This window comes from Natronorubrum halobium (assembly GCF_051351675.1).
Taxonomy (GTDB): Archaea; Halobacteriota; Halobacteria; order Halobacteriales; family Natrialbaceae; genus Natronorubrum.
On sequence record NZ_CP195595.1, the window covers coordinates 597509 to 621432 of the forward strand.

The window sequence follows — 23924 nt, forward strand, 5'->3', positions numbered from 1 at the left end:
GTCGCCGTCTCGGTATCGCTCGAGCGCTACCGCCGCATCCGGCTCGAGGAGGTGTTGACCCGCTGCTCGAACAGTCGTTCGCCCGTCTCGTCGCAGGTCACGGCGACCACGTCGTGGGAGGTACAGCAGGATTCGACGACCTCCTCGTCCATGCTGATCTCGCCGCCGGTGCCCGGGCAGGTCTCGAGGAACATCCGAAGCCCGTTGAGCACCTGCCCCTTCGTCTCGGGTTCGTGCGCGTCCCAGCCGGGCGTCCACGTCTCGAGGACGCGACTGGCGGCGACGTCGGCGACCACCGCGGCGCGGGAGGGCCAGCGGCCGGCGATACCGTGTTCGCCGACGAGTAGCCGGGCCTCGTCGCGGGACTCGAGGTCGAACGCCTCGGGATCGGCGTCGAAACCGAAGGCGTCGATCGTCACTGTCGCGTCGACGCCGGCCGCGTCGACGTCCTCGATCGCCTCGAGCCAGTCGGCCTCGAAATCCGGGGTGAGACAGAGGTCGTCCCTGTCGGCGCAGGGCTCGAGGACGTCGTGTTCGAGGAAGAACGTCTCGAGGTCGAGCGGTTCCGGTTCGGGCTCCGCCTCGGCGGCGGCGTCTTCGGCCTCAGTGGTGGCGTCTTCGGCCTCGGTGGCGGCGTCTCCGGCCGCGTCGTCGGTCGCTTCGGTCCCGTCGACCGCGATATCGGTCGGCTCGGTCCGGCCGCCGGCGGTACCATCCGATGCGTCGGTGGCTGCGACGTCAGACGGGCCGGCGTCGTTCGGGGGCTCGACGCCGCCGAAGCCGCTCGCCAGCTCGGGCTCGGGATCCTTGCCGAACCAGCGCAGGACTTCGGGCGGCAGATAGCGCTTCGTCAGCGTCGGGGTGCCGGGGACGAGATAGCCCCGCAGGTAGATGAGTCCGATCGAGACGCCGACCGCGGCCAGCCCGCCGAGTTTCGTCTTGCGGGCCACGAGCGAGCCGACCACGGCGGCGATCGCGAGGTTGAGTATCGTACACGGCTCACACCGGTTCTCGCCGGTGTACTCCGGTTGTTTGAGTTCGGCGATGTCGATCTCCATACTGTCTCACCATGGAGCGCCGCGGTATCTATTTTTTGGGGATTTCGTGATAGAATTCTACGCCGAACGGACGGGCGGCGGGATCACTCGAGGCCGACGAGTCGCTCCTTTCGTCGGCGGGAGAGCTGTTTGATCTCGTACTCGCGGGACATGGCGGCCGATTTCGAGGCGTACCGCTCGTGGTACCGAAGTTCGACGGGCGTGCGCCCGCGGGTGTACTTCGCGCCATCGCCGGCGTCGTGTTCGGCGACCCGCCGCTCGAGGTCGGTCGTGTAGCCGGTGTAGAGTGAGCCGTCGGCGCACTCGAGGACGTAGACGACGTGGTCGGCCATCGGCTCACGGTAGGGGAGGGATCGATAAAAAGCGCCACGGAGTGGGGGCGTGTGGTCGTCGGTCGCGATGCTCGAACGGGGATCAGGTACCGCGAGCGCGGTCCCGTGCGGCTTCCGCGATCCCGGCGTTCGCCGAGCAACTGATACACGCATGGATCTCGCCGTTTTCGTCGGCGAAGACGCGTGCGAAGCGCTCGGAAACGTGCGCGTCGCAGTGATCACAGGTGGGCATTGGGCAATGGTCACACCGGCCTCGGCCGGTACCTGTACGTACAGGTGATTAGATAAAAAGCCTTTCCCATACGCTGTTCGGCGTTTTTGATTTGGGAGAATTTTTTGTCGATATCAGGGACTCGAGTCGCGAGCGCCGTCGACGGCCCGGGCGATGAGGGTCGCCTGCGCGCCGGCGACGAAGCCGGCGTCGATGTTGACCGCCGAGAGGACGGTACAGGACTGGAGCAGTCCCGCCAGCGCGGCCTCGCCGTCGCCGCCGAAGCCGTAGCCGCTCGAGACCGGCACGGCGATCACGGGCGTATCGACCAGGCCGGCGATAACGGTCGGCAGCGCTCCCTCGCGGCCGGCGGCGACGATCAGCACGTCGGCAGCCCGGAACCGGTCGACCTGATCGAGCGTGCGGTCCAGGGCGGCGACGCCGACGTCCTCGACGCGGTCGATCGTCGCCCCCGCGTCGCGGGGGACGAGTTCGGCTTCGTCGGCCACCGGGCCGTCGACGGTGCCCGCGGTGACGACGCCGACCGTCGCGTCCAGCGACGGCTGGTCGAAATCGGCGGTGACGACGCGGACCGACGTCCCCCGGCGTTCGACGGTCGCGTTCGGGTAAGTGTCCTCGAGTGCGGCCTCGAGCGCGTCGACCTGCTCGTCGTCGGTGCGGGTCAGCAGCGCCCGGCCGGTGGTCTCGAGGGCGGTTTCCGCGAGGGCGACGACCTGGGCGGGCGTCTTCCCCTCGGCGAGGATGGCTTCCGGAATCCCGCGGCGGTGCTGTCGGGCCGCGTCGAACCGGCCCGCTGCGTTGGTTGCGTAGCCCCTGAGTTCGGCTTCCGCTTCGGTGGGGGAGAGGCGGCCGTCGGCGACGGCCTCGAGGAGTTCGCGCATGTGGGGAGTTGGGTGGTGGGTGTACTCGAAGGTGTTGGGTTTGGTGGAGAAGATGGATATTGAGATTGGACCGTTCAAGATTAATTTGAGGAAGAGTTCATACGTGTAGAGACACTATCTAATAGGAATCAATTTGTATGTCCTTTAAAAAAGCCGAAAGCAGCGAATTGTATGAGATTAGCTTCTGTTACCAGCCTTCCCACTCGAAGCTACCAATAGTGCTCTCTGCATCGCCGTCAACGGCGACAATATTAACAGAACCATCGCTACCATCCAAAACGTCGTCACTTGCTTCAATTGTTACTGAATCACCTCGCTTATTCGCGGTAGTATGGAACCACCGTCTGACCATCGGAGAGTCTGGTTACACCAACCCTCCTACGCGTCACCCTTCCTGCCGTTCGGATTTGGTGCTGATAGCAACCAGTTGACTACACACATTTATATCCCAAGTATCGTGAATGTCATTCGAGCTAATGTCAGTTTCAGAGATGATAATCAGGGGTAGATAGAATCGATCCAAGGAAGGATTGAAACCTTCGATATACTCGGTTCTGTCGGCTCATACGGTGGCTTACTCATGTCCAATAACTGCAATGGCCGTTGTAGAGTTTAATGGTACAGGTCACAGTTGATCATGCAACTATACTAATAAAATCCAAAAAAGATCGAGAATAGTGATTTTATTCGATATTAGCTAAAGTCCCACTCGATACTACCGATTTCAATTACAGAATCACCGTCAACAACAATAGTTGCTGAACCAGGATCGTCATCTACGTCACTCGAGCTAAGTCTGTATTCATCACCAACTTCGCTAAAGCCCAATGATGTTGGATCGGTGTCGAGATCGGAGCCTCTGAGTTCAAAGTCACCTTCATCTTCACCACCAGTCGCGACAAGAGTGAGAACCAGTTCACTGCCATCCTCTTCGACACTTACGGTTGGGTCAAAGTCCCACTCTACGCTCCCGATAGTGCTCTCAGCGTCGCCATCAATAGCAACTATATTGGCAGAACCGCTCGGCATTAAGTCATCAGTCTCTCCCAGTGTTACCGAATCACCGGTATTCTCAACGTTTAACTCAACTTCATCAGTATCAACACCACTCCCTCGGAGAACAAACTCTTCTTCATCGCCACTCTCAGTGAGGGAGAACTTGATTTCTCCATTGCTATTGCTCACATCCTCAGTCACTGCCGCATCGACCGAACCGCTACCCATGTCGTCACCCAGGTCCAGCACGAAGGCTGCGATCACGGCTGCAAGAATAACCGTAATGGCAACCATCAGGATGACACCAATAACTGGCGATACTGCTCGTTCCTCGTCGTTCCCGACGAGCTTCTTACCGATTGTTTTTAAATTCATGTTGTCTCACAGCACCTGAACGGACGTGGATATGTGTTCACAGTGGTCTACTACCACTATCCGACACGTGGTGAATGGGGAGAGCCCACAGCAATCCCACCAATCATCCTTCCTGCCGTTCGATTTCGGTGCTGGTAGCAACGTATCCACTACATCCATATATACTTCAGTAATGGTGAATGTGTTGCAAAATGAATACACGCTCAGAACCGGATTCCAAGTGTTGATAGAACTACTCCAGTACGAGTTTGAACTTATTGGAAGAATGTTTTTCTGGTTCGATTATCGAAATTTCAGCTGGCAATACTATTTGGGGTTTGACCCAATCAACTATTGTAACTAAAGTACTGCAATCAGGGTCCAATGAGTGTTATATTGATAGCACTATCTGAGTTTTTCTCTATGTCTGGCAATCCGATCATAGACCAATTTAAAAATTGAAACAGCAACTTCCAGTTCTACGGGGTTAGGGAACGCCGCTGAAGTCCCATTCGAAGCTACCAATCTGGCTCTCAGAATCACCGTCAACAGCAACAATATTGGCCGATCCACTCTCCTCTAAGTCAGCATGAGTGTGGTCGATAGTCATTGAATCGCCAGTGTTCTCTAAATCAGTTAGGTCAATATCGTTAGTGACACCACTTCCTCTGACCACGAACTCTTCTGCGTCACCCATGTTGGTTACAGAGAAATCCACGGTCCCCTCGCTGTTACTAACATCCGTACTCACGGCCGCGTCGACAGAGCCGCTACCCATGTCGTCGCCGAGGTCCAGGACGAACGCTGCGATGACGGCCGCGAGGATCACGGTGATCGCGACCATCAGAATGACGCCGATAACTGGCGATACTGCTCGTTCCTCGTCGTTCCCGACGAGCTTCTTACCGATCTGTTTTGCATCCATAGTTGTTTCAGCACCCGAACGGTCGGAACGGTTATTAGTTAGATTGTCTAACTGTTGTCTGACGCCGGGGGATTGGGGCATCCACCACTCCAACCCGAGCGTCACCTTCCTGCCGTTCTTTCAGTGCTATCTGGTCAGTGAGACACACCGACCATATACCTAGTGGACCGTGACTGTTCGCTGAACGGTAACCGCTTTCACAACTGATAATTAGGGAGGTGTAGAACCCCTCCAGTGGCTCCTTGAAGTCGTCTCCGTATTGCGATTCGTCTTTCTTTCGGAGATCCGGGATAACTAGTTTCGCAGCTGATAATACGACAATCGAATAACAGGTTCTGGAACCCGATCGTCCTCGAGCACACCCCACCGCTCTCGCGACGCGACCAAGCCGGCGGTCCACAGCGCACGCGACAGTCACGGCGGAGACGGTACTCGCCTCGTACGCGACAATCACAGCGCACGATCACCCTGTTGCGGGCGGAGCTCGCGACGCCGAGCGCGACGTCGAGGGTGCACGCTCGAGCGGCCCCCGGTCTCGACGCGTGTTCACTGTCCAACCCCTCCCTCGAGCCCGCTCTCCGACTCCCGACTCGACCCGCCGTCTGACCGACGACTCGATTTGGAGCACCGCCGACCCACCCGAAATCTAGCACTACCGTTGACACCTCACTCCGCGCTCACGTGTGTGGACGTGCGTGCGTAAAGAAACATACCTAGTAAAACACGAGTTTCGTTCGAGGGCGACGCGACTCGCTGTAACAGCCCGTACCGTCCAGCCGACGGCTCCAGTGTCGATCCCCGGCCGATCGGCCTCGAGTCGCGATCGATCGACCCTGCAATCGCCGGGTCGGACCGACCGCGCGGCCAACCGACGGTAGGGACGCCACAGCGTCCACAGAGCGCGCGCGAGCGAACTGAACCCCGATTCTGGCGACCGAATTCCTGTCGTCGACTCATCAGTCATATACTTTCCGGTGGATTCGGCCGCCGAAACGGGCGGGTCAACCCCTGCAACCCCCGTATCCCGGCCCACAACCAGAGCTTTTATATGAGGTTACGCGGAATCCGTAAACCGTATGGCAGACCTTATCGTCAAAGCCGCCGTGAAGGAAGCGCTCGATGACAAAAACGTTGCTTCGGACTTCTACGAAGCACTCGACGAGGAAGTCGACGAGCTTCTCGAAGACGCAGCCCGCCGAGCCGAAGCGAACGACCGGAAGACGGTCCAGCCCCGCGACCTGTAAGGAACGCCAACCGAGAATCATTTTATCGACGCTACGTCCGTAACCACTGGTTTCCGCGCACTCGAGCGGACGGTGTGTCGAGCAGCTGGTGCGACTCGCTGTCTGGACGACGGGTTCGTCCGGACTCGAGTTCGAAACTGTATCCGAATCGATCGAATCACTCGCTCGTTTGGCTTGTGTATCGGAGCTGTTTCGACGAGGAAGAGGTGATGACGGGCGTGTTGCTCACGCTGGCGGCGGTGATTTCCACGTCCTCCCCAGCCGATTCGTTCGCTTGGAGTGCTTGTCTTGGTTAGTTGGAGATCGGTCGACGAAATCAGCGATGCTGCTCACGCTGGCAGCGATGATATCCACGTCCTCCCCAACCGATTTTTCCTTACGGCGCTACGCGCCGTGAGGATGGTTCGCGGAACCGCCGGTTCCGCGCTAACGCTCACTCCTTCCAGTCGTTCGCTCATCCCTCGCGTACCTTCGAGCCGCGGCTCACTTGGCTCACGGATCGCTTCGCTCTCCGTTCGCTTTCCGAGGCGCTCACTCTGTTCGCGCCTCGCTTTCGTTCGCCCCGGCTCAGCACGCGCCACCGCATGTGGTCTGGTCGGTCCGAAGCGATAACTCCGTCAGACCCCGTTGCGTGAATCACTCCACAAACGCGAAAAGTCGACTACTGCCGTCGTTCCTCGAGATACTCCTTCGTCCGCCCGAGCGCAACGTACTCCGCGGACTGCAGCTCGTCGACCGACGCCGAGCCGGTGACGAACATCGCCGTTCGCAACTCGAGGCTGAGCGTCTCGATCAGATCGACCACGGCCTCGGTACCCTGCCCCGCGGGGGCGAGGAACGGCTTCGCGAGGCCGCCCGCGCGGGCGCCGAGGGCGATGGCCTTCGCGATGTCCAGCCCCGATCGGACGCCGCCGCTGGCGATCACGCAGTCGTGGACCGACGCGGTCTCGCTCGTGCTGACGACGGTCGGCTCGCCCCACGCGCGAAACAGCTTCCCGACGTGTTCCTGGCGCGACGCGCCGACGGCGGCGGCCCGGTAGGACTCGATGCCCGACCAGGTCGTCCCGCCCTGTCCGGCGACGTCGATCGCGTCGACGCCCGCGTCGGCGAGCCGCTGGGCCGTCTCCCGGGAGATGCCGTTGCCCGTCTCCTTGACGACGACCGGTACCGAAAGCTCGGCCGCGACCCGCTCGATCGCCTCGAGACAGCCTCGGGCGTCGACGTCGCCCTCTGGCTGGACGGCCTCCTGGAGGAAGTTCAGGTGGACCGCCATCGCGTCGGCCTCGATCATCTCGACGGCCCGCTCGACGTCGCTCACGTCGTACTCGAGCAACTGCGCCGCGCCGACGTTCCCGTAGAGGAAGGCGTCGGGGGCGACGTCCCGGACGACCGTGTAGGACTCGAGCAGCGCCTCGTCGTCGAGTTCGAGGCCGGCGCGCTGGCTGCCGACGCCCATGGCGACGTTCGTTTCCTGGGCGGCTTCGGCGAGCGCGCGGTTGAGCGTGGTCGTGTTCGGATGGCCGCCGGTCATGCTCTCGATGACGATCGGCGCGGCCAGTTCGTGGCCGAACAGCGTCGTCGTCGTATCGATCTCGTCGCGGTGAATTTCCGGCAGTGCCTCGTGGACGAGTTCGACGTCGGCGAAGCCCGCGCCGGACGTCTCCACGTCTTCGTCCTCGATGATTCGGATGTGATCGTCTTTCCTGTCGGATGTTTCGGGCATCGGATCGTCTCTATCGAACGATAGCGTGAGGCCATTGAAAAGGTGTCCATCGACGCCACGCGGCCAACGTATCAGCTGGCTTCAAGCTCGTGTTTTTTCACGCTGGCCGGCGTACTCCGGACAGCATGCTCAGGAAACTCCTGGTCGCCTTCGGCTGTTTCGAGATCGTCAAGCCCCAGCCGGTGATGGACGCCTGCGAACGCATCGGCCTCGAGAACCCCAACGAAGCCCAGCTCAGATCGCACGCGCTCTGGGGGGCCCGACTCGAGGGCCTGCTCTTCGTCTGGCTGCTCGTCCGCGGCCGCGAGGGCTCGACGCTCGTCAGCACGCTGCTGGGACTGGCCGGCGTGTTCCTGATCGCCCTCCCGCAGCCGGCCATCGAACTCAGCCAGCGAGTGGTCTACGAGAACACGGACGACCTCGAGTTGAAGCCCTGGATCGAACCCGCGGCGCGCGCACTCGGCGGGCTCTACCTGCTCGTCGTCGTCCTCTCGAAGCGCAGCGACGAGCCACCTTCTGAGGAGACTGCAGAAACGGCGTGACTCGAGGTCGACTGTAGACGGTGAGCGAAATCGAACTGTAAACGGCGGTCGGCGAACGCAGCCGTTCACTCGCTAGGTGTGCCTGTCGATCCTGCTTTTGCAGTGATTACCGCGAAGAAGAGCGTATTGCTGTCGCTGGCGGCAGTGGTTTCCACGTCCTCCCCAGCCGATTCACTCGTTCAGACCCTTCACTCGCTCATCCAAAGGAAGACGCTTCGCGTCTTCCACGCAGTCGCTCGCAATATTTGCTCACGGGCCGTGCGCGGCGCGTCGCGCCGCGAACTCGAGGCGGTGCAACCGCCTCGCAGCGCCCGTTCGCATAGTCTGCGGGACCGTCGGTCCCGCACTACTCGCGACGACCTCGCACGATATCGTCGGCCGTCCTCACTCTCGTTCGGCCGACCGACAGCGTGCGCCACCGCGCGTGGCTTGCTCGGTCCGAAGAGCTAAGTCAGTCTATCACCCGTGCGTATCGTTCGGGCAACCGGGTCGCTCGCGACCAATCTTTTGCCAGTGGCGCTCGTGGAGACGGTATGCGACGACTGCTCGCCCTCGCGCTGGGGCTGGTGATGGTCATCGTCCCGAACCGAATCGTCGAACCCGCCGAACGACTCGCCTTCGAGAACCCCGAAACCGGCCGGTTGCGACGGTGGACGCTCTCGATAGCTCGACTTGAGGGCCTCGTCTTCGTCTGGCTGCTCGGTCGCCACCCCGAACACGCGTCGATACTCAAACGGCCGCTCAGCGTCCTCAGCCTGGTCATGGCGCTGGTGCCGCGACAGTCCCTCGCGTTCGGCCTCGATCTCGCCTACGAAAACCCGGACGAACTCGAGGTGAAGTCGTGGATACTCCCCGCAACGCGCGTCCTGGGGGCGTGTTACCTCGTCGCCGGACTGGCCGCGGTCCGTGCGACCGGGCGGGGGGACGGCGAGTCGGCGCCGAACGGCTGAGACTCAGTACCTCCGAACCTCGACGCCGTCCTCGCTGCCGACGTACGTCACGTCCGCCATCCCGACGAACAGCCCGTGCTCGAGGACGCCCGGAATCTGCGAGAGCGAGCCGGCCAGCCCGTCGGGATCGTCGATCGACCCGAACGCACAGTCGAGCACCAGGTTTCCGTTGTCGGTGACGACCGGCCCGTCCTTCTCGCCGGCCTCGCGAAGCGTCGGCTCGCCGCCGAACGCCCGAACGCGGTCGGCGACGACCGTGTGGGCGTCCGGCACCACTTCGACCGGGACGGACCGCTCGAGCGCCCCCGCGAGTTTCGACGGGTCGGCGACGACGACGAACCGGTCGGCCGCCGCGTCGACCAGTTTCTCGCGCGCGTGCGCTGCACCGCCGCCCTTGATCAGCGCGCCGTACGCCTCGGCGTCCGGATCGTCGACCACCTGATCCGCGCCGTCGATCGCGAGATCCACGCCGTCGACCGCGTCGAGGGTCGTCAGCGGGATGCCGACCTCGAGCGCCAGCCGCCGGGACTGGAACGACGTCGGAATACCGCGAATCTCGAGGCCGTCGTCGACGGCTCGTCCGATCGCCCTGATCGCGTGAGCGGTCGTCGACCCGGTGCCGAGACCGACGACGAACCCGTCCTCGACGTCCTCGGCTGCGCGTTCACCCGCACGGCGTTTCGCCGCCTCGGAACCGCCTGCCGTCTTCATGCCTACTATCGCGCGGGGCGACGGGAAAAACGTTGCAATATCGCGGACCGACTCGAGTGCGCCGAGCGACCGGGTTCGGACGACGGGCGCAGAGAAGGGGTCGAGCGGCGAGTCTCAGAGATCGGCGCGACCGAACTGCCAGAGACCGATTCCCAGCGGGACGAACGCCCAGACCGCGAGCACGACGAACCCGAACCAGGGCTCGGCGAGCAGCGGTGGATCCTCGATGCCGTACACGCTGGCCATGGTGAACTGGCCTTCGCCGAAGACGGCGGCGATGGCGGAGCCGTAGGCGGCGTCCGGCGACAGCGAGAGGAGGCTCACGTACCAGTCGGGATGTTGCTCCATCCACAGTTCGCCCTCGACGAGGTAGAGGGCGCCCATGGCGATGAAGCTCCAGAGGAACCAGAAGAACATGATCAGCCCGAACGCGCCGGCTCCCGCCTTGGTCGTCGATCCGGTCATCGAGGAGAGTCCGACGGCGATACAGACGTAGACGAACCCGAACAGAATCGTCACGACCGTAAACAGGAGGTAGTCGACGATCGAGACGGAGCCGACGAAGACGAACAGCCCGATCAGGCCGACGAGGAAGCCGACGAGGATCGAGACGGCGACGACCGCCGAGCGGCCGAGGATCTTCCCGAGCACGACGTCGCGGCGCGTGTGCGGCAGTCCGAGCAGGAACTTCAGGCTCCCGCTCTCTCGCTCGCCGGCGATGGCGGCGTAGCCGATCACCAGCCCGATGATCGGAACGAGATAGCCGGCCGGCGTCTGGAGTGCGAAGACGAGGTCCAGCGTCGTCTCCGCGCCTTCACCGTCCATCTCTGCGAACAGGTCGCCGGCCCACGAGGCCAGAAACGCGCCGCCGAGCGTAAAGAGCGCGAAGACGGCCGTCAGCGCCATCAGCTTGCGCGAACGAGCCGCGTCGGCGAAGTCCTTCTTCGCGACGGTGATTGCACTCATTGGGCCACCCCCGTCCGATCGCCGGCCGTATACGCCATGAACAGGTCCTCGAGCGACGATTCGTCCGTCGCGAAGTCCTCGATCGAGACGCCCTGTTCCTCGATCGTTCGAAGCACGGTCGTCTTCGCCCGATCCTCGCAGGTGATGACGAGCGTCGTGCCGTCGGCCGACACCTCGGCGACGCCGTCTACCGACTCGAGCGCCTCGAGCGCCGCCGAGGAGTCGTCGGGTATCCGATCGACCTGCACGCGAAGCCGGGTCTGTTCCGGCATCGAATCGCGAAGGCCTTCGACGGTGTCCTCCGCGACCAACTCGCCGCTCCGGAGGATGCCGACGCGGTCACAGATCGCCTCGACCTGGCCGAGGACGTGCGAGGAGAAGAAGACGGTCGCGCCGCGAGCGTTCTCTTCTCGGATGATCTCGCGCATCTCGCGAGCCCCGTTGGGATCCAGTCCCGTCGAGGGCTCGTCCAGAATCAGCAGATCGGGCTCGCCGACGAGCGCCGTCGCGAACATGAGCCGTTGGGCCATCCCCTTCGAGTAGCCGCCAGCCTTCTTGTCCGCTGCGTCGGCGATCCCGACCCGCTCGAGGAGGTCGTCGGGGTCGTCGTCCGCGTCCTTCGACTCGATGGCGAACTCGACGTGTTTGCGGCCGGTCAGTCGATCGTACGTATCGACACCTTCGGGAAGGATGCCGGTTCGGGTTCGGATCTCGAGGGTGTCTGCTCGCGCATCGAGGCCGAAGACGCTCACCTCGCCCGCGGTCGGGCGGATGAAATCGAGAATCAGGTTGATCGTCGTCGACTTCCCCGCGCCGTTCGGGCCGAGGAAGCCGTAAATCTCGCCGCGCCGGACGGTGAGATCGAGGTCGTCGAGGGCCGTTTCGCCCCCGTACCGTTTCGTCACGTTGGAGATATCGATGGCAGTCACGGTGTTAATTATACTATTTTAGACTCAACACACATATACGTTGTTTTGTTTAACAGGTTCGAGTGCGGGCGGGACGGTCGTCGGTAAACGTATCGCTATACCGGCGGCAGAAGCGGGTTAGAGGCGTCCTCGAGCGGAGTACCTCGTAGCAGAGGGCGGACGATCGCCGAGTCCCGCACGAAACGAACAAAAGAAATATATCTACCATCGTTTATTTTTCACCCGTAGTAACAGTATGTTCACAGTATCCCCGCAGACGGCCGATCGCCGCGATCGCGAGCGAGACCGGCGAGTCGACGCTCGAACGACGGCAGACGGACAGGAGGCTGACCGATGATGCAGGTCGCGCTCGCTCCGTTACAGACCGGCGGCGAGGAGTTCGCGATGGATCCGACGCTCATCCTCGTCTCCACCGCGGTCTTCCTGATCATCTCGCTCGCCATCGGCTACTGGGTGTACAAGGACGCCTCGAAACGGGACAACAACGAGCTCCTGTGGTCGATCGGGACCGCCGGACTGACGTTCTTCACGTTTATCTTCGGTCTCGTCGCACTCGTCGCGTACCTCATCGTCCGCGGCGACGAGACGGCCGAGGGATCGCCACAGGACGACGCGGCCAGCGGCGACTGGTAACGGCTCGGGGATCGATCCCGACCGCGGCCACCTGACCCGCGGTGATCGCGGCCGCAATTTCGGACGGGAGACCACCTGACGCCAGTAACCGGTACCCGGATCTCGTTGCCCTGCGTTCGAAGCCAGAACCCGCTTTCACCGATATGCCACCGTCCAACGACCAACTGACTCCCGCTCAAAGACGCGACCTGCTCGAGCGCGCCACCCGACAGAGCGCGACCGTCGGGCGGCGACTCCCCGAGACGATCACCGTCGGCGACGACGAACTGGCCCTCGAAGAGTTCATCGTCGAGACGCGAACGGTCGAGGGCATCCTCGACGTTCGCAAGAGCGACGCTCTTGTGCAGCCCAGCAGAAATCTTTGATTTCTGCGGACGACGCGAAGCCGCTCGTTCGAGAGGCCGAACGCGAACTGACCGCCGAGCGCGACCGCCTCGTCGACCGACTCGAGTCGGCTCCGATCGATCGCGAGGAAGGCGACGAGATCGCGAGGCCATCGTCGGCATCGACCGTGCGCTGAACGCCCTCCGGAGCCTTCGCAGGGACGGCTTCGCCGCCGAAACGCGGTCGACCGCGCGCGACGATCACGAGCGGTGGCTCGACTTCGTGAACTCGATTCGGCGGTAGCGGTTTCGTCAGCGTGCGACTCGCAGAAACGCAGCGAGGGTCGGCTGCGTGGTTCGGCTGTACCTTTTTCGCCGACGCTGCCGTTCGACACCTATGGCGACATCGGGAGCCGGGAGTGAGCCCGGCACTGACGACACTGGCACGGCGGTCTCGCTCGAGAACGTCCGCAAGACCTACCAGCTCGGCGAGCCGGTCCACGCGTTAGACGGCGTCTCCCTCGAGATTTCGCGGGGGTCCTATACGGCGATCATGGGGCCGAGCGGCTCGGGGAAGTCGACCCTGATGAACCTCGTCGGCTGTCTCGACACGCCGACCGACGGGACCGTCGTCGTCGACGGTGCCGACGTGGCGACGCTCGACGATCGCGAACGGACGACCCTCCGCGGGACGACGGTCGGGTTCGTCTTCCAGACGTTCAACCTCATGCCCCGACTGACCGCCCTCGAGAACGTCGCCCTCCCGCAGCTGTTTCAGAACGTGGATCGAGGGGAACGTCGCGAACGGGCCAGGGAGCTACTCGAGCAGGTCGGGCTCGCGGATCGGGCGGATCACCTCCCGAACGAACTCTCCGGCGGGCAACGCCAGCGGGTCGCGCTGGCTCGAGCGCTGGTCAACGACCCCGCGATCGTGCTGGCCGACGAGCCCTCGGGGAATCTCGATACGGAGACCGAAGCCGACGTCCTGGACCTCTTCGCCGAGTTTCACGACGCCGGGACGACCATGGTCGTCGTCACCCACGAGCGCCACGTCGCCGAGCGCGCCGAACGCATCGTCCACCTGCTCGACGGGAAACTCGAGCGGATCGAACCGTTAAACGGAAACGGAACGTCGGACACTGCCGACGGGGCGAGTCGCTGATGCGACCGCACGAGAGTCTCCGTCTCGCCTGGCGCTCGATTCGGGGCCACAAACTCCGCTCGGCGCTGACGACGCTGGGTATCGTGATCGGTATCGCGGCCGTGATCGCGTTCGTCACGCTGGGCGCGAGCCTGCAGGCGGGCATCATCGGGGATATCAGCCCGGACGACCAGCGCAACAGCTACGGCTGGGCCGCCGACCCCGACACCGAGGGCGGCCCGCTCGCCGGTGCCCAGCCGGTGTTCAGTCAGACCGACGTCGAGCGACTGTCCGACGACGAGGACATCGACGCCGCCTACGGCTACATGCCGCTGTCGACGCAGGCGCTCGTCTACGAGGGCGATATATCGCCCCAGAGCGATGCCCTCGTCGCGGCCGGACCGACGTACATCAGGGAGAACACGCTCGACGAGGGGCGACAGTTCGAACAGGGCGAACGCGAGGCGGTCGTCAACCCGGCGGTCGCCGGACAGTTCGAGGAGGATCTCGAGGTCGGGGACGAACTGACCATCGCGCTACAGGGCGGCCAGCAGACGGACGTCACCGTCGTCGGAATCACCGAAAGCTCGGAGGGGCTGAGTCCGTTCGAGGGATTCGAACCGTCGCCGCGCGTCTACGTTCCGACGGATCCGTACTACACCGAGGACGCGGCCGGAGCCCTTCTGGGAGCGGGTGGTGAGGGCGGCGATGGCACAGGAGACGACGGAAACGGCGAGGACGAAGCCGACGAAAACGGGACCGGTGACGGAGACGGCGACGAGAACGGGTCCGAGACGGACGACTCCGCCGGACCCGACGACGCGCTCTTCCTCGCGATCATCGTCGAAGCCGAATCCGCCGACGACGAGGATATCGACCGGGCTCAGGAGAGCGCGATCGCCTACCTCGAGAGCGACGAGTCCGACGCCGGCGAGCTATTGAGCGACGACCTCGAGATAACCCTCCAGACGAGCGCGGAGTTGCTCCAGCAGCTCGAGGACGTCCTGGACCTGCTGCAGAACTTCATCGTCGGCATCGCCGCGATTTCGTTGCTGGTGGGGTCGATCGGCATCGCGAACATCATGCTCGTCTCGGTGACCGAACGGACCCGCGAAATCGGGATCATGAAAGCCGTCGGAGCACAGAACCGGGAGGTGCTGGGACTCTTCCTCGCCGAGTCGGTGATCCTCGGCATCGTCGGGGCGATCCTCGGCACGCTGCTCGGTCTTGCCGCCGGCTACCTCGGCGCGTGGTACATCGATCTCCCGCTGGTCTACCCCTACGAGTACGTCGCGCTCGCCATCGCCGTCGGCGTGCTCGTCGGGATCGCCGCCGGGCTGTATCCGGCGTGGCGAGCGGCGCGGACGGATCCGATCGACGCGCTCAGATACGAGTGACCGCCGCGTGAGTCGCCACCGTAGTCGGGGGCGTCAGCGTCGGTCCCGCTCGGTATCGCGGTCGCGCCTCGAGTCGCGCGTTTCGGGGCGGTCCGGCTCTCGATCGCGTGCCCGCGACGAGTCCGACTGCGGCCCGGCCGATCGGGTCCGGGCGGCCGCCTCCGAGCGGTCCGACGACAGCCCGATCGCCGCTCGCGTTCGAGCGTGCCGTGCCGGATACTCCCGGGCGAGATACGCGCCGAGATAGCCCCCGAGCAGCGAGAGGCCGACGGTGTAGAAAAACAGGAGCACCGCGGCGGCGACGACGACGAGCGCCACGATCGCGAACCCTTCGAACGGGACCGCGGCGATCCCCATCCCGAACCCGAGAACCCCGAGCCCGAAGAGCGCGAGACCGGCGAGCGGAAGGAACGTGATCGCACCCGCCAGCGCGCCGGCGATCGCTCCCGCTCGAGTGTCCGGTCCCTCGAGGAAGGCCGCGGCGGCACCGCCGAGAACGGTCGAGAACGGAACGAACGAGAGTACGACGCCGACGATGGCACCGACGAGCGCGTTGACGAGCGTCCGGCTGTTGACCATACCCGATGAACGACAGCGACGGAGAAAAGTAACGGTGGTTGGACGGGCGAGTGTCGACCGCAGCCCGCTCGGCGGGGCGGTCAGTCGTCGGCCGGTCGCGAGCCGGACTCCTCCGGCGGCGTCATCGTGGTTTCGGTCCCGGATCCGGAGCCGAGCCCCTCGCCCGGCGGCTCCTTGAGGTCGGCCTCGACGACGTCGGAAAAGCTGACGTCGCCGTTGACCTCGTCCGCGAGGAGATCGACGGCTTCGACGAAGACCGCGACGATCAGCGGTCCGACGACGATCCCGATCGGACCGAGCGTAAAGAGCCCGCCGGTGAAGCCGACGAAGTAGAGGCTGCCGGGGAGACCGGCGGAGCGTCGGGCGAGGCGCGGCCGGACGCCGATGTCGGGGAACCAGGCGACGAGGGTGATGCCGAGGACGCCGACGAGGACGGCCGCGGTGAGTTCGCCCGCGGCGACGTGATAGAGGGCGATCGGCGCGATGAGCAGGCTCGGCCCGATGATCGGGACGAACTGGAGGATCGCAGCGATGATCGCGAGCGTGAAGGCCGCCTCGTAGCCCAGCAGCCAGAACAGCGGATAGCCGATGAGCAGGGTGGCGACGGACGTCGCGAGCTGCAGGACGTAGATCGCGTACAGCGTCTCGCGAGTTCGGTTGGCGAGCGCGTGGACGATGTCGCGGTACTCCCGCGGGACCGGCGCGATGGCCGCCCGCCCGGCCGCATCACCCTTGAGAACGAGCGCGAACAGCAGAATGACGAACAGTGCGAACTTGATCGCGAGCACCGGCAGCGCCGAGGCGAAGGAGACGGCGGCCCCGCTCAGAAAGTCGAGTGCGATCGACCGCACTTCGGCGACCTCCACCGTGTACGCGATGCCGAGCGCCTCGATCGGAACCTCCTGGGGAATTCCCTCGACGACGCTCATCACCTGATCGATCCGGAAGTAGAGCGTGACGACGATCGGCGCGAAGACGGCGATCGCACTGACGAAGCCGATCACCGTCGCCGCGACGGCCGCAAGCCACTCCGAAAGCCCGCGTCTGACCAGCCAGGCCTGGACCGGCATCAGGACGTACGCCACCGTCAGTGCGAAGAGAATCGTGCCGAGAACCTCCAGTAGGATCGCGCCCGTGACGAGTCCGAGTATCCCGACGATACCCGCGAGCACGTACCGGCGGTTTCTGGAAGAAATCGCGTTCGATGTCACAGGTACGGCTCACGCTGTGACAGCAAAACCTTTCGGATCCCCTGAACGTCGTCGAAACGATCGTCGAGAGAGTTCAAGTTCCCGAAACGTTGGGAACGAGACTTACGTCTTCACTGCGTAGCCCCGGTGAATGAAACGGCGGACGGTCGTGCGGACCATCGGCATCGGAACGGCAACAGCCGTCGGTGTCGCGGGCTGTCTTACTCGCGACGGCGACGACGATCCGCCGAACGGCGGCGAAGACGGCGATCCCGAACCCGACGAACCCGACCACGAGGGGACCCTCCGGATCGCCACCTATCGCTCGATGGTCGCGGGGCCGAACCCGGCCGCACCGAGGCTCGAGGAGACGTTCGAGGAGGCGTATCCCGACGCCGACCTCGAGTGGGTCGTCCCGAACTCGGGGCTCGAACACTACATCCGGCGCGGCGAGTACGAGGCCGAGATCGACGTCGACGTCTGTTTCGGGTTCACCGTCGGCGATCTGGCACAGATCGACGACCGGATCGGCGAGGGACGGCTCCTCCGCGAACTCAACCTCGATCGGATCGACGGCACCGATCGAATCCGCGACGAACTCGACTTGGAAGATCCACACGGTCGCGCGCTGCCCTACGACACGGGATACGTCAGCCTCGTCTACGACGAGACCGAACTCGGGGCACCCGAGAGCTTCGCCGACCTGCTCGGATCGACGTACGAGAACGCACTGCTGGCCCAGCATCCCGTCACCTCCATCCCCGGTCAGGCGTTCCTGCTGTGGACGATCGAGACGGCCGACGCGGAGACCGCCTTCGACTACTGGGAGGAGCTCGTGGCGAACGGGGTTCGGGTCCACGACTCCTGGAGCAACGCCTACCGCGGCGCCTACATGGACGGCCAGCGGCCGATGGTCGTCTCCTACTCGACCGATCCAGTGTTCGCAGCCGCGGAAGGGTACGAGAGGGATCGCCACCGGGTCGCGTTCCCGAACGACGAGGGGTACGCACTCTCCGAAGGGATGGGGATTTTCGAGGAGGCCGACGAACCCGATCTGGCCTACGCGTTTCTCGAGCACGTTCTCGCCGTCGACTCACAGCACGAACTCGCCCGCCGAAACGTCCAGTTTCCGGCCGTCGAAGACGCCGGTCCCTCGCCGGAGTTCAGCGAAGTCGCACGCCAGCCCGCGGAGCCGGTGACGACGAGTTACACCGAACTCCGCGGCACCCTCGGCGAGTGGCTCGAGGACTGGACCGGACGGTTCGACGACCCCCTCGAGGACCAGTAGTACCCCTATCGTGTCTTCGCAGCCGTTCCCTCCGACTGGGAACTGGTGGCAGCACTGAAGTACGATAGCGCCGGAGTAGACGACATTCCGAGCGGTGCTCGGCCACCGGATCGGTGACCCCGGGCACGGCGGTGCTCGGCAATCGACCATGGACGAATACACACTCCTCATCGCCGGCGCGAACACCGCAACGTTGCTCACCGGTGGTGCGGTCGCAGCGCTCGCGTATCGTGCGTTTCGACGAACCGGCTCCAGCGCACTGCGTGCGGTCGCGCTCGGCTTCAGCTTCATCGTCGCCGGCTCGGTCGGCGGTGCGATCGCCCACCTCGCCAGCGGAAACGTCGCACTCGGTGTCACGATCCAGAGTGCGTTCACCGCGGGCGGATTCGCGATCCTGCTGTACTCGCTGTACGCCGAGACGTCGACGACGACGACAGTAACCCTGCGCCGGTCCGATTGAATCGGTTCGCGATGTCGTCGCGACCGCCACGGTTATGTAGATGTGACTGACATTTTGTCGCATGACTCCTCGCTCGTCGCGACGCTCGCTGGTCCGCCGATTTCGATCACGCGTCGAACACTACACCCCGGACGGTGCGCTGGGTCGCTGGCTGCTCGGTTCGGGCGTCGGGACGGTCGGGCTCTGGTTCTTCGCGCTGGCGTTTTTCGACGGCACCCTCTCCATTTTCGTCAGCGTCCTCTTGCTCGGACTCGCAGCGCCACTGCTGCTGTTCGCGGGACTCGTCCTCTGGCCGGTCTATCTCTCGCTCATCGGCAACCTCGAGTCACCCGACGCCTATTCGGTCGGCGACGGGACCACCGCGGAACCCGATACGGCGAGCGAAACCGGCGGCGAAGACCCGCTCGAGGTTGTAAAACGACGATACGCGAACGGTGAGATCACCGAGGCCGAATTCGAGCACCGCCTCGAGAACCTCCTCGAGGTCGATTCCGTCGAGCGGTCGGGGCCGGACGCGAACGGAAGTCGAACGAAATCGAACGGGAGCCTCGACGAGCGCGAGCGGTCGATCGAGTAGTGACGCCGGCCTCGTCAGGGCGAGTATTTGTGACTGTGACCGTCAGTTTCCCGCCCCGAGTCGGTCCCGAAACCGCTCGAGCCCCATTCCGAGCATATCCGGGCTAACGGGCTGGAACTCGCCGTCGTCGGGCAGATACGGTCGGACGGAGTCCCAGCTATCGCGAGCGTACCGCTCGTCGAGCAGGACGCGAACGCCGACGTCCTCGGGACTGCGGATGACGCGGCCGATCGCCTGTCGAGCCTTTCTGACGGCCGGAATCGTGAGCGCGTAGGTGAAGCCGTCCCCGAACTCGTCGTCGTAGGCCCGCCGAACCGCCTTCGTGCGCGGACTCGAGGTGTTGACGATGGGAACGCCGCAGACGACGGCCGCGGAGAGGCGGTCACCGCTGTAGTCGACGCCTTCGGTCAGCGTCCCCCGGAGACTCGTGACGAGCACCTTCCCCTCACCCGCGAAGAACTCGTTTTTGAGCGACTGAGTGGTCTCGTCGTCGCTCGCGGCGTCGACCAGGACGGGTTTCGAGAGGCGCTCCTCGAGGACCCCAGCGATCCACTCGGCCTCGGCGTAGCTGGGCATGCCGACGAGGACGTTGCCGGGAAGGTGGCCCACTTTCGAAATCGCGTCGGCGTAGTGCGTTCTGGTCGGGTTCGTTTCGCCCGCCCGCCCGCGGTTGTCGTAGGTAAACTTCGGTGCGGCGACCGCGAAGCTCTCGCGGTTTTCGGCGGGGAAGTGCAGTCCGTAGCGCCGTTCGACGACGGGCCGATCTTCCTCCCGCTCGAGGTAGTCGAGCCCCGTCACTTCGGTGAACGCGTCCATCGGCTCCAGCGTCGCGCTCATGAGGATCCCGCCGCCGAAGGCGGCGAGTCGGTCGCCGATGGCGTCGCTCGGCACGCAGTTGTGCAGGGCGAGTCTCGCGTTGTAGGCTCGCCGCCACGAGTCGGCGGGTTCGGTGTCGTCCCAGGTGCGCTCGAGTTCGATCTCTCGGAAGTAATCGGTGTGATCGCAGCGGTACCACTCGCCGAGTACGCGACCGACGGCGGGTGCCGCCCGGGTCCGGTCCTCGTCTTCGGCCTCGTTCAGGATTCGCTCGACGACGGCCCCGACGGAGTCGGCGCGAACCCAGTCCGCGTCGCCGTAGCCGGCCTCTCTCGCCCACTCGGTCAACTCGTCCTCGGCCGGTTCGGCCGGGTCACGAAGCGGGATCTCCTCGTCGTGGAGGTCGTGGGGATCGGACTCCCACCCCCCGTGGTTCCGGTCGAGATAGGCCGTCACCCGACGGTCGAGTTCGTTCCGGAGGTCCCGGACGAACTCGAGGGTACGGTTCAGTTCCTCGAAGGAGACGTCGGTGTCGTCGAGTTCGGCCCGCACGAGGTCGGCGTCGGCGGTCTTCGACCCGCCTTGCGCGTTGCGTCCCTCGCGTTCGAATGTGACCGGCTGGATCACGCGCGAGAGTTCGGTTTCGGCGTCTCGCAGGAACGTATCGCTGATTCCGTCGCTGACCAGATCGCGCACGCGCGGCTCCAACATGTGGGCCTCGTCGCAGACGACGAACGTCGAGTCGTCGAGCAGTGCCCCGGTAAAGGAGCCGGTCGTGCGGGGATCGAACGCGTGGTAGTAGTTTCCGAGGACCACTTCGGCGTGGCCCAGCACGGCGCCCATCACCGAGTGGGGACAGGTGCCGTGGGCGACCGACCGCGCGACGAGGTCCTCGGGCGTGATCATCCCCGCCTCGGTGAAGTCGTAGGGGACGGCTTCGACTGCGTCGCCGTCGCTGCCCTCCTCGGGGAGGTCTTCGAGGTACTGCGCGTAGAACGGGCAGTACTCGGTTTCGGCGCCGACGGGACCGCCCTCGCCGTACTCGGGAAGGTCGGGCGAGTAGGGCGTCGGTTCGCCGGCAGTCTCGAGGAAGCGACCGCTGGTCCCGCCCCGACTGCCGCTGTCGGCCAGCCCGATCTGCTGGCTGCGAGCGCGCGCGGCGAGGTTCTGGGCGGTCGTCGAGCCGCCCTCGCCGGTGAGATCTCGCGTGCGGTCACGTAACGTCTCACAGCGGTCGTAGACGTTGCCGTCGTCGATCCCCGCCGCTCCCTCCCGGTTGTACGGACAGACGTCGGCTTTTCCGACCAGCGTCAGTCCGGAGATCGGGTTCCAGTCGTCGGGCAGGTTCTCGTTGATCGTCTCGAGGTCGGCTTCGAACTGGCGCAGTTGCTGCTTGACGCTCGTGAGGACGAAGACGCGCTCGTAGTCGCTGTCCGGATCGCGGACGAGGTCGATCCCCGCGGTGAGCGCGATCATCGTCTTCCCGGTGCCACAGGCGCCCTCGATGACGGTGTAGCCGTCGTCTCGAGCGGTGTCGATGGTAGTCTCGATACCGTCGACCTGCTCGTCGTAGGGCTGCGTGTGGCCGAAGATCGATCGCCAGTCCGTCATGCTTCCCCTACTCCGCAGCGGTCGTGCATATCCTTGACGGACTGTGGCCGCGTCATTACTGATAAAGTCCGGGACAGTCGCGGCGGCCGGACGCTGCCAGCGTGGTCCTTTAAGTGACTGAGCCCCTACCGTCGTCCATGAAAGTCCCCCACTCCCTCGAGAACGTCGACCGAGACGACGTCGTCGTCCGTACCTTCGAGTACGACGACGGCAGCGTTATCGCGGTCGATTTCGGCAACTCGGCCGCGGACATCTCGATGGACATCCTCGGCTCGACGGCCATCATCGTCGCCGACGGCGAGCAGTACGAGTTCGAACTGCCACCGGAGGCCAGCGATGTCTCGGCACGGAACGGCGTCTTGACGATCGAGGAGTAACAGACCGGTCGCGAACATCGACGAAAGCGACGCGCAACGCGATCCGTCGGAGCCGCCCGCTTTTTTGCCAGTCCGAAACTCGGACCGGATCCGCCGGCTCGCGAAGAGCAATCGGAAACGCAACGCCTTCCCCGTTCGGTCGACTACGCACGATATGAGCGAATCCATCGACGTCGACCGCTGGCGCGAGGAACTCGAGTCGAAACGGGCCGAGAAAGACGACTTCTTCGCGGAGCATCCCCAGTCCCCGATCCCGCCGGAGGAGCGCGACGGGTTCGACGGGCTGGACTACTTCGAGCCGGATTCGACCTACCGCGTGACCGCCACCGTCGAGCGCCACGACGACCCCGAGGTCGTCCTGATGGACACGACTGCGGGCCGAGAGATGCGGTATCTCCGCGTGGCGACGCTCGAGTTCGAACTGAATCGAGACGACGAAGATCTCGAGGACGGCACCGACGAACTCGCAGCGTACCAACTCGAGAGCCCGAACGAGGAGCCCCTCTTCGTTCCCTTCCGGGACAAGACGACCGGCCAGCAGACCTACGACGGCGGTCGGTACATGGAACTCTCGCCGAATCGGGACCCCGCGGACGCCGCGGAATCGAGTTCCGCGAGCCCCGCCTCGCAAGCGTGGCAGGACGGCGACGAACTCGTCGTCGACTTCAACCTCGCGTACACGCCGTTCTGCGCCTACAGCGAGACGTTCGACTGTCCGCTCCCGCCGAAGGAGAACTGGCTCGAGATCGCGATTCCGGCGGGCGAGCGGTTCGAGTAACGATACGGGTTCGGATCGATGACGATGGTGAGGGGTGGGTGGCTTCGAGTCGAGCCACAGTCCGAAAACCACCCGACGAAGGTGCGACTCGACTCGAAGCGAGGGGGTTGTGAGACGGGGGGTCCGTCGAGTGGAAACCGGGGGCGGTTCCGTGAAAATCAGGGTGCGACGCCGACCGTCAACAGGGTTCCGAACTCGCGGTAGCGCTCGACCATCGCGTCCCGGGTTTCCCAGTCGTCGGTCGGAAACTCGGTGTCCGCGGGAATCCTGATCTCGCGGTCGGGAATGTTGTCCTGTTCGGCGACGTGGAGACCCGCGTCGCGGAAGGCCTCGCGGTACTGCTCGCGGTCCCAGCGCGTCATCTCGATCGAGATGCGGTCCTGCCACTCGTGAGAGTGGACGTTCTCCTCGTAGTAGTTGACGGCGCAGTAGAACGTCCCGCCCGGTCGAAGGATGCGGGCGATCTCCTCGAGGGTGTGGTGCGGATCGCTGGCGTAGTAGAACGCTTCCATCGACCAGACGTGGTCGATCGAGTCGTCGACGAAGGGAAGGGAGTCGAAGTCACCGACGAGGAAGCCGACCTGCGGATCGTCCGTGTAGTCCGCCGCGTTGGTGGCCATCTCGGGCGAGCCGTCGAGACCGTAGATCCGACCCGCGTCGTTGGTGTCTCGAAGCGCACGCCCGGCGTAACCGCTGCCGCAGCCGAGGTCGAGAACGGCGTCACCGGCTTCGACCGGCATCCGCGCGAGCGCGTGCTTCGCCGTGTGCCAGTGGCGGTCTTCCATCCCTCGATCTCGGCCGCTAGCGGCCCAGTCGTCGAACTCCTCGCGAACGCTCATACGCGTATCGTTACGCTCGGCGGCCAAAATGCGTTCGGCTCGAGAGGAGGGAGACTCACACATCCACCGGTG

General features: G+C 64.2%; 25 protein-coding genes and 2 pseudogenes. 13 read left to right on the plus strand and 14 right to left on the minus strand.

All coding sequences use genetic code 11. From position 1 onward, the window contains the following. Positions 1-26 precede the first annotated feature (26 nt). From ACSFC7_RS02895 to ACSFC7_RS02920, 6 genes and pseudogenes are all read right to left on the minus strand, one after another. Positions 27-1058 (minus strand): hypothetical protein, encoded by a 1032-nt coding sequence (locus ACSFC7_RS02895; protein WP_436346264.1) that lies wholly within the window; start codon positions 1056-1058, stop codon positions 27-29. 83 nt (positions 1059-1141) lie between these two features. Then, positions 1142-1390 (minus strand): GIY-YIG nuclease family protein, encoded by a 249-nt coding sequence (locus ACSFC7_RS02900; RefSeq protein WP_436346265.1) that lies wholly within the window; start codon positions 1388-1390, stop codon positions 1142-1144. An 82-nt stretch (positions 1391-1472) separates the two neighbouring features. After that, positions 1473-1622 carry a DUF7563 family protein gene (locus ACSFC7_RS02905; RefSeq protein WP_436346266.1) on the minus strand — a complete coding sequence of 50 codons (150 nt, stop codon included), beginning with the start codon at positions 1620-1622 and terminating at the stop codon, positions 1473-1475. A 113-nt stretch (positions 1623-1735) separates the two neighbouring features. Then, positions 1736-2503, minus strand: coding sequence for a nickel pincer cofactor biosynthesis protein LarB (larB, locus tag ACSFC7_RS02910; protein ID WP_436346267.1), 768 nt, complete (start codon positions 2501-2503; stop codon positions 1736-1738). 954 nt (positions 2504-3457) lie between these two features. Beyond that, positions 3458-3874, minus strand: a pseudogene (locus ACSFC7_RS02915) (type IV pilin); the annotation flags it as partial. A gap of 466 nt (positions 3875-4340) precedes the next feature. Further along, on the minus strand, positions 4341-4778 hold the full coding sequence (locus ACSFC7_RS02920) for a type IV pilin (RefSeq protein WP_436346268.1): 438 nt from the start codon (positions 4776-4778) through the stop codon (positions 4341-4343). Between the two features lie 1076 nt (positions 4779-5854). On the opposite strand from ACSFC7_RS02920, the gene ACSFC7_RS02925 reads away from it, so the two are divergent. Then, positions 5855-6022, plus strand: coding sequence for a DUF1931 family protein (locus ACSFC7_RS02925; protein WP_005578700.1), 168 nt, complete (start codon positions 5855-5857; stop codon positions 6020-6022). Positions 6023-6683: 661 nt separating this feature from the next. Here ACSFC7_RS02925 and fni read toward each other — a convergent pair. Beyond that, positions 6684-7745 carry a type 2 isopentenyl-diphosphate Delta-isomerase gene (fni, locus tag ACSFC7_RS02930; protein WP_436346269.1) on the minus strand — a complete coding sequence of 354 codons (1062 nt, stop codon included), beginning with the start codon at positions 7743-7745 and terminating at the stop codon, positions 6684-6686. A gap of 125 nt (positions 7746-7870) precedes the next feature. Between fni and ACSFC7_RS02935 the strand changes: the two genes are divergently transcribed. Both ACSFC7_RS02935 and ACSFC7_RS02940 read left to right on the plus strand, forming a co-directional pair. Further along, the gene (locus tag ACSFC7_RS02935) at positions 7871-8287 is read left to right on the plus strand and encodes a hypothetical protein (protein WP_436346270.1); all 417 of its coding nucleotides are present in this window, start codon (positions 7871-7873) and stop codon (positions 8285-8287) included. A gap of 533 nt (positions 8288-8820) precedes the next feature. Then, positions 8821-9237 (plus strand): hypothetical protein, encoded by a 417-nt coding sequence (locus tag ACSFC7_RS02940; RefSeq protein ID WP_436346271.1) that lies wholly within the window; start codon positions 8821-8823, stop codon positions 9235-9237. Between the two features lie 3 nt (positions 9238-9240). Here the strand turns inward: ACSFC7_RS02940 and rpiA are convergent, their stop codons facing one another. The 3 genes from rpiA to ACSFC7_RS02955 all read right to left on the minus strand — a co-directional run bounded on the left by rpiA (position 9241) and on the right by ACSFC7_RS02955 (position 11843). Next, a complete protein-coding gene (gene rpiA / locus ACSFC7_RS02945) occupies positions 9241-9948 on the minus strand; it encodes a ribose-5-phosphate isomerase RpiA (protein WP_436346272.1) in 708 nt (235 codons plus the stop codon). A 114-nt stretch (positions 9949-10062) separates the two neighbouring features. After that, positions 10063-10914, minus strand: coding sequence for an ABC transporter permease (locus ACSFC7_RS02950; protein WP_436346273.1), 852 nt, complete (start codon positions 10912-10914; stop codon positions 10063-10065). Further along, entirely contained in the window at positions 10911-11843 is a 933-nt protein-coding gene (locus tag ACSFC7_RS02955; protein WP_436346274.1) for an ATP-binding cassette domain-containing protein, read from the minus strand. Before ACSFC7_RS02955 ends, ACSFC7_RS02950 begins: the two co-directional genes overlap by 4 nt. 333 nt (positions 11844-12176) lie before the next feature. On the opposite strand from ACSFC7_RS02955, the gene ACSFC7_RS02960 reads away from it, so the two are divergent. From ACSFC7_RS02960 to ACSFC7_RS02980, 5 genes and pseudogenes are all read left to right on the plus strand, one after another. Further along, positions 12177-12476, plus strand: a complete 300-nt coding sequence (locus ACSFC7_RS02960; protein ID WP_436346275.1) for a hypothetical protein — start codon at positions 12177-12179, stop codon at positions 12474-12476. Positions 12477-12619: 143 nt separating this feature from the next. Further along, entirely contained in the window at positions 12620-12841 is a 222-nt protein-coding gene (locus tag ACSFC7_RS02965) for a DUF5788 family protein (protein WP_436346276.1), read from the plus strand. Beyond that, a pseudogene (locus ACSFC7_RS02970) lies at positions 12838-13103 on the plus strand (DUF5788 family protein). Before ACSFC7_RS02965 ends, ACSFC7_RS02970 begins: the two are co-directional and overlap by 4 nt. A gap of 93 nt (positions 13104-13196) precedes the next feature. Next, the gene (locus ACSFC7_RS02975) at positions 13197-13961 is read left to right on the plus strand and encodes an ABC transporter ATP-binding protein (protein ID WP_436346277.1); all 765 of its coding nucleotides are present in this window, start codon (positions 13197-13199) and stop codon (positions 13959-13961) included. Further along, positions 13961-15337, plus strand: coding sequence for an ABC transporter permease (locus ACSFC7_RS02980; protein ID WP_436346278.1), 1377 nt, complete (start codon positions 13961-13963; stop codon positions 15335-15337). Before ACSFC7_RS02975 ends, ACSFC7_RS02980 begins: the two co-directional genes overlap by 1 nt. 33 nt (positions 15338-15370) lie before the next feature. Here ACSFC7_RS02980 and ACSFC7_RS02985 read toward each other — a convergent pair whose 3' ends face one another. After that, positions 15371-15916 (minus strand): DUF5518 domain-containing protein, encoded by a 546-nt coding sequence (locus ACSFC7_RS02985; protein WP_436346279.1) that lies wholly within the window; start codon positions 15914-15916, stop codon positions 15371-15373. An 80-nt stretch (positions 15917-15996) separates the two neighbouring features. After that, positions 15997-17127: an AI-2E family transporter gene (locus tag ACSFC7_RS02990; protein ID WP_436346280.1), complete on the minus strand. Its 1131-nt coding sequence runs from the start codon at positions 17125-17127 to the stop codon at positions 15997-15999. A 130-nt stretch (positions 17128-17257) separates the two neighbouring features. Between ACSFC7_RS02990 and ACSFC7_RS02995 the strand changes: the two genes are divergently transcribed. From ACSFC7_RS02995 to ACSFC7_RS03005, 3 genes are all read left to right on the plus strand, one after another. Next, positions 17258-18394: a thiamine ABC transporter substrate-binding protein gene (locus tag ACSFC7_RS02995; protein WP_436346281.1), complete on the plus strand. Its 1137-nt coding sequence runs from the start codon at positions 17258-17260 to the stop codon at positions 18392-18394. 148 nt (positions 18395-18542) lie between these two features. Then, positions 18543-18854: a DUF7521 family protein gene (locus tag ACSFC7_RS03000; protein WP_436346282.1), complete on the plus strand. Its 312-nt coding sequence runs from the start codon at positions 18543-18545 to the stop codon at positions 18852-18854. A 61-nt stretch (positions 18855-18915) separates the two neighbouring features. Further along, positions 18916-19431, plus strand: a complete 516-nt coding sequence (locus ACSFC7_RS03005; RefSeq protein WP_436346283.1) for an SHOCT domain-containing protein — start codon at positions 18916-18918, stop codon at positions 19429-19431. 42 nt (positions 19432-19473) lie between these two features. Here the strand turns inward: ACSFC7_RS03005 and ACSFC7_RS03010 are convergent, their stop codons facing one another. Then, positions 19474-21858 carry an ATP-dependent DNA helicase gene (locus ACSFC7_RS03010; RefSeq protein WP_436346284.1) on the minus strand — a complete coding sequence of 795 codons (2385 nt, stop codon included), beginning with the start codon at positions 21856-21858 and terminating at the stop codon, positions 19474-19476. 137 nt (positions 21859-21995) lie between these two features. On the opposite strand from ACSFC7_RS03010, the gene ACSFC7_RS03015 reads away from it, so the two are divergent. Both ACSFC7_RS03015 and ACSFC7_RS03020 read left to right on the plus strand, forming a co-directional pair. Next, complete coding sequence (locus tag ACSFC7_RS03015) at positions 21996-22235, plus strand: DUF7127 family protein (protein WP_436346285.1); 240 nt, start codon at positions 21996-21998, stop codon at positions 22233-22235. Between the two features lie 154 nt (positions 22236-22389). After that, positions 22390-23013: a DUF1684 domain-containing protein gene (locus ACSFC7_RS03020; RefSeq protein WP_436346286.1), complete on the plus strand. Its 624-nt coding sequence runs from the start codon at positions 22390-22392 to the stop codon at positions 23011-23013. A 158-nt stretch (positions 23014-23171) separates the two neighbouring features. On the opposite strand, the gene ACSFC7_RS03025 is transcribed toward ACSFC7_RS03020, so the two are convergent. Continuing rightward, a complete protein-coding gene (locus ACSFC7_RS03025; protein WP_436346287.1) occupies positions 23172-23852 on the minus strand; it encodes a class I SAM-dependent methyltransferase in 681 nt (226 codons plus the stop codon). Between the last annotated feature and the right edge of the window lie 72 nt (positions 23853-23924).

Bases quoted from the DNA above. Each gene is read 5' to 3' on its own strand.
- ACSFC7_RS02895 (WP_436346264.1), bottom strand. From the start codon at position 1,058: ATGGAGATCGACATCGCCGAACTCAAACAACCGGAGTACACCGGCGAG.
- ACSFC7_RS02900 (WP_436346265.1), bottom strand. From the start codon at position 1,390: ATGGCCGACCACGTCGTCTACGTCCTCGAGTGCGCCGACGGCTCACTC.
- ACSFC7_RS02905 (WP_436346266.1), bottom strand. From the start codon at position 1,622: ATGCCCACCTGTGATCACTGCGACGCGCACGTTTCCGAGCGCTTCGCA.
- larB (WP_436346267.1), bottom strand. From the start codon at position 2,503: ATGCGCGAACTCCTCGAGGCCGTCGCCGACGGCCGCCTCTCCCCCACC.
- ACSFC7_RS02920 (WP_436346268.1), bottom strand. From the start codon at position 4,778: ATGGATGCAAAACAGATCGGTAAGAAGCTCGTCGGGAACGACGAGGAA.
- ACSFC7_RS02925 (WP_005578700.1), top strand. From the start codon at position 5,855: ATGGCAGACCTTATCGTCAAAGCCGCCGTGAAGGAAGCGCTCGATGAC.
- fni (WP_436346269.1), bottom strand. From the start codon at position 7,745: ATGCCCGAAACATCCGACAGGAAAGACGATCACATCCGAATCATCGAG.
- ACSFC7_RS02935 (WP_436346270.1), top strand. From the start codon at position 7,871: ATGCTCAGGAAACTCCTGGTCGCCTTCGGCTGTTTCGAGATCGTCAAG.
- ACSFC7_RS02940 (WP_436346271.1), top strand. From the start codon at position 8,821: ATGCGACGACTGCTCGCCCTCGCGCTGGGGCTGGTGATGGTCATCGTC.
- rpiA (WP_436346272.1), bottom strand. From the start codon at position 9,948: ATGAAGACGGCAGGCGGTTCCGAGGCGGCGAAACGCCGTGCGGGTGAA.
- ACSFC7_RS02950 (WP_436346273.1), bottom strand. From the start codon at position 10,914: ATGAGTGCAATCACCGTCGCGAAGAAGGACTTCGCCGACGCGGCTCGT.
- ACSFC7_RS02960 (WP_436346275.1), top strand. From the start codon at position 12,177: ATGATGCAGGTCGCGCTCGCTCCGTTACAGACCGGCGGCGAGGAGTTC.
- ACSFC7_RS02965 (WP_436346276.1), top strand. From the start codon at position 12,620: ATGCCACCGTCCAACGACCAACTGACTCCCGCTCAAAGACGCGACCTG.
- ACSFC7_RS02975 (WP_436346277.1), top strand. From the start codon at position 13,197: ATGGCGACATCGGGAGCCGGGAGTGAGCCCGGCACTGACGACACTGGC.
- ACSFC7_RS02980 (WP_436346278.1), top strand. From the start codon at position 13,961: ATGCGACCGCACGAGAGTCTCCGTCTCGCCTGGCGCTCGATTCGGGGC.
- ACSFC7_RS02985 (WP_436346279.1), bottom strand. From the start codon at position 15,916: ATGGTCAACAGCCGGACGCTCGTCAACGCGCTCGTCGGTGCCATCGTC.
- ACSFC7_RS02995 (WP_436346281.1), top strand. From the start codon at position 17,258: ATGAAACGGCGGACGGTCGTGCGGACCATCGGCATCGGAACGGCAACA.
- ACSFC7_RS03000 (WP_436346282.1), top strand. From the start codon at position 18,543: ATGGACGAATACACACTCCTCATCGCCGGCGCGAACACCGCAACGTTG.
- ACSFC7_RS03005 (WP_436346283.1), top strand. From the start codon at position 18,916: ATGACTCCTCGCTCGTCGCGACGCTCGCTGGTCCGCCGATTTCGATCA.
- ACSFC7_RS03010 (WP_436346284.1), bottom strand. From the start codon at position 21,858: ATGACGGACTGGCGATCGATCTTCGGCCACACGCAGCCCTACGACGAG.
- ACSFC7_RS03015 (WP_436346285.1), top strand. From the start codon at position 21,996: ATGAAAGTCCCCCACTCCCTCGAGAACGTCGACCGAGACGACGTCGTC.
- ACSFC7_RS03020 (WP_436346286.1), top strand. From the start codon at position 22,390: ATGAGCGAATCCATCGACGTCGACCGCTGGCGCGAGGAACTCGAGTCG.
- ACSFC7_RS03025 (WP_436346287.1), bottom strand. From the start codon at position 23,852: ATGAGCGTTCGCGAGGAGTTCGACGACTGGGCCGCTAGCGGCCGAGAT.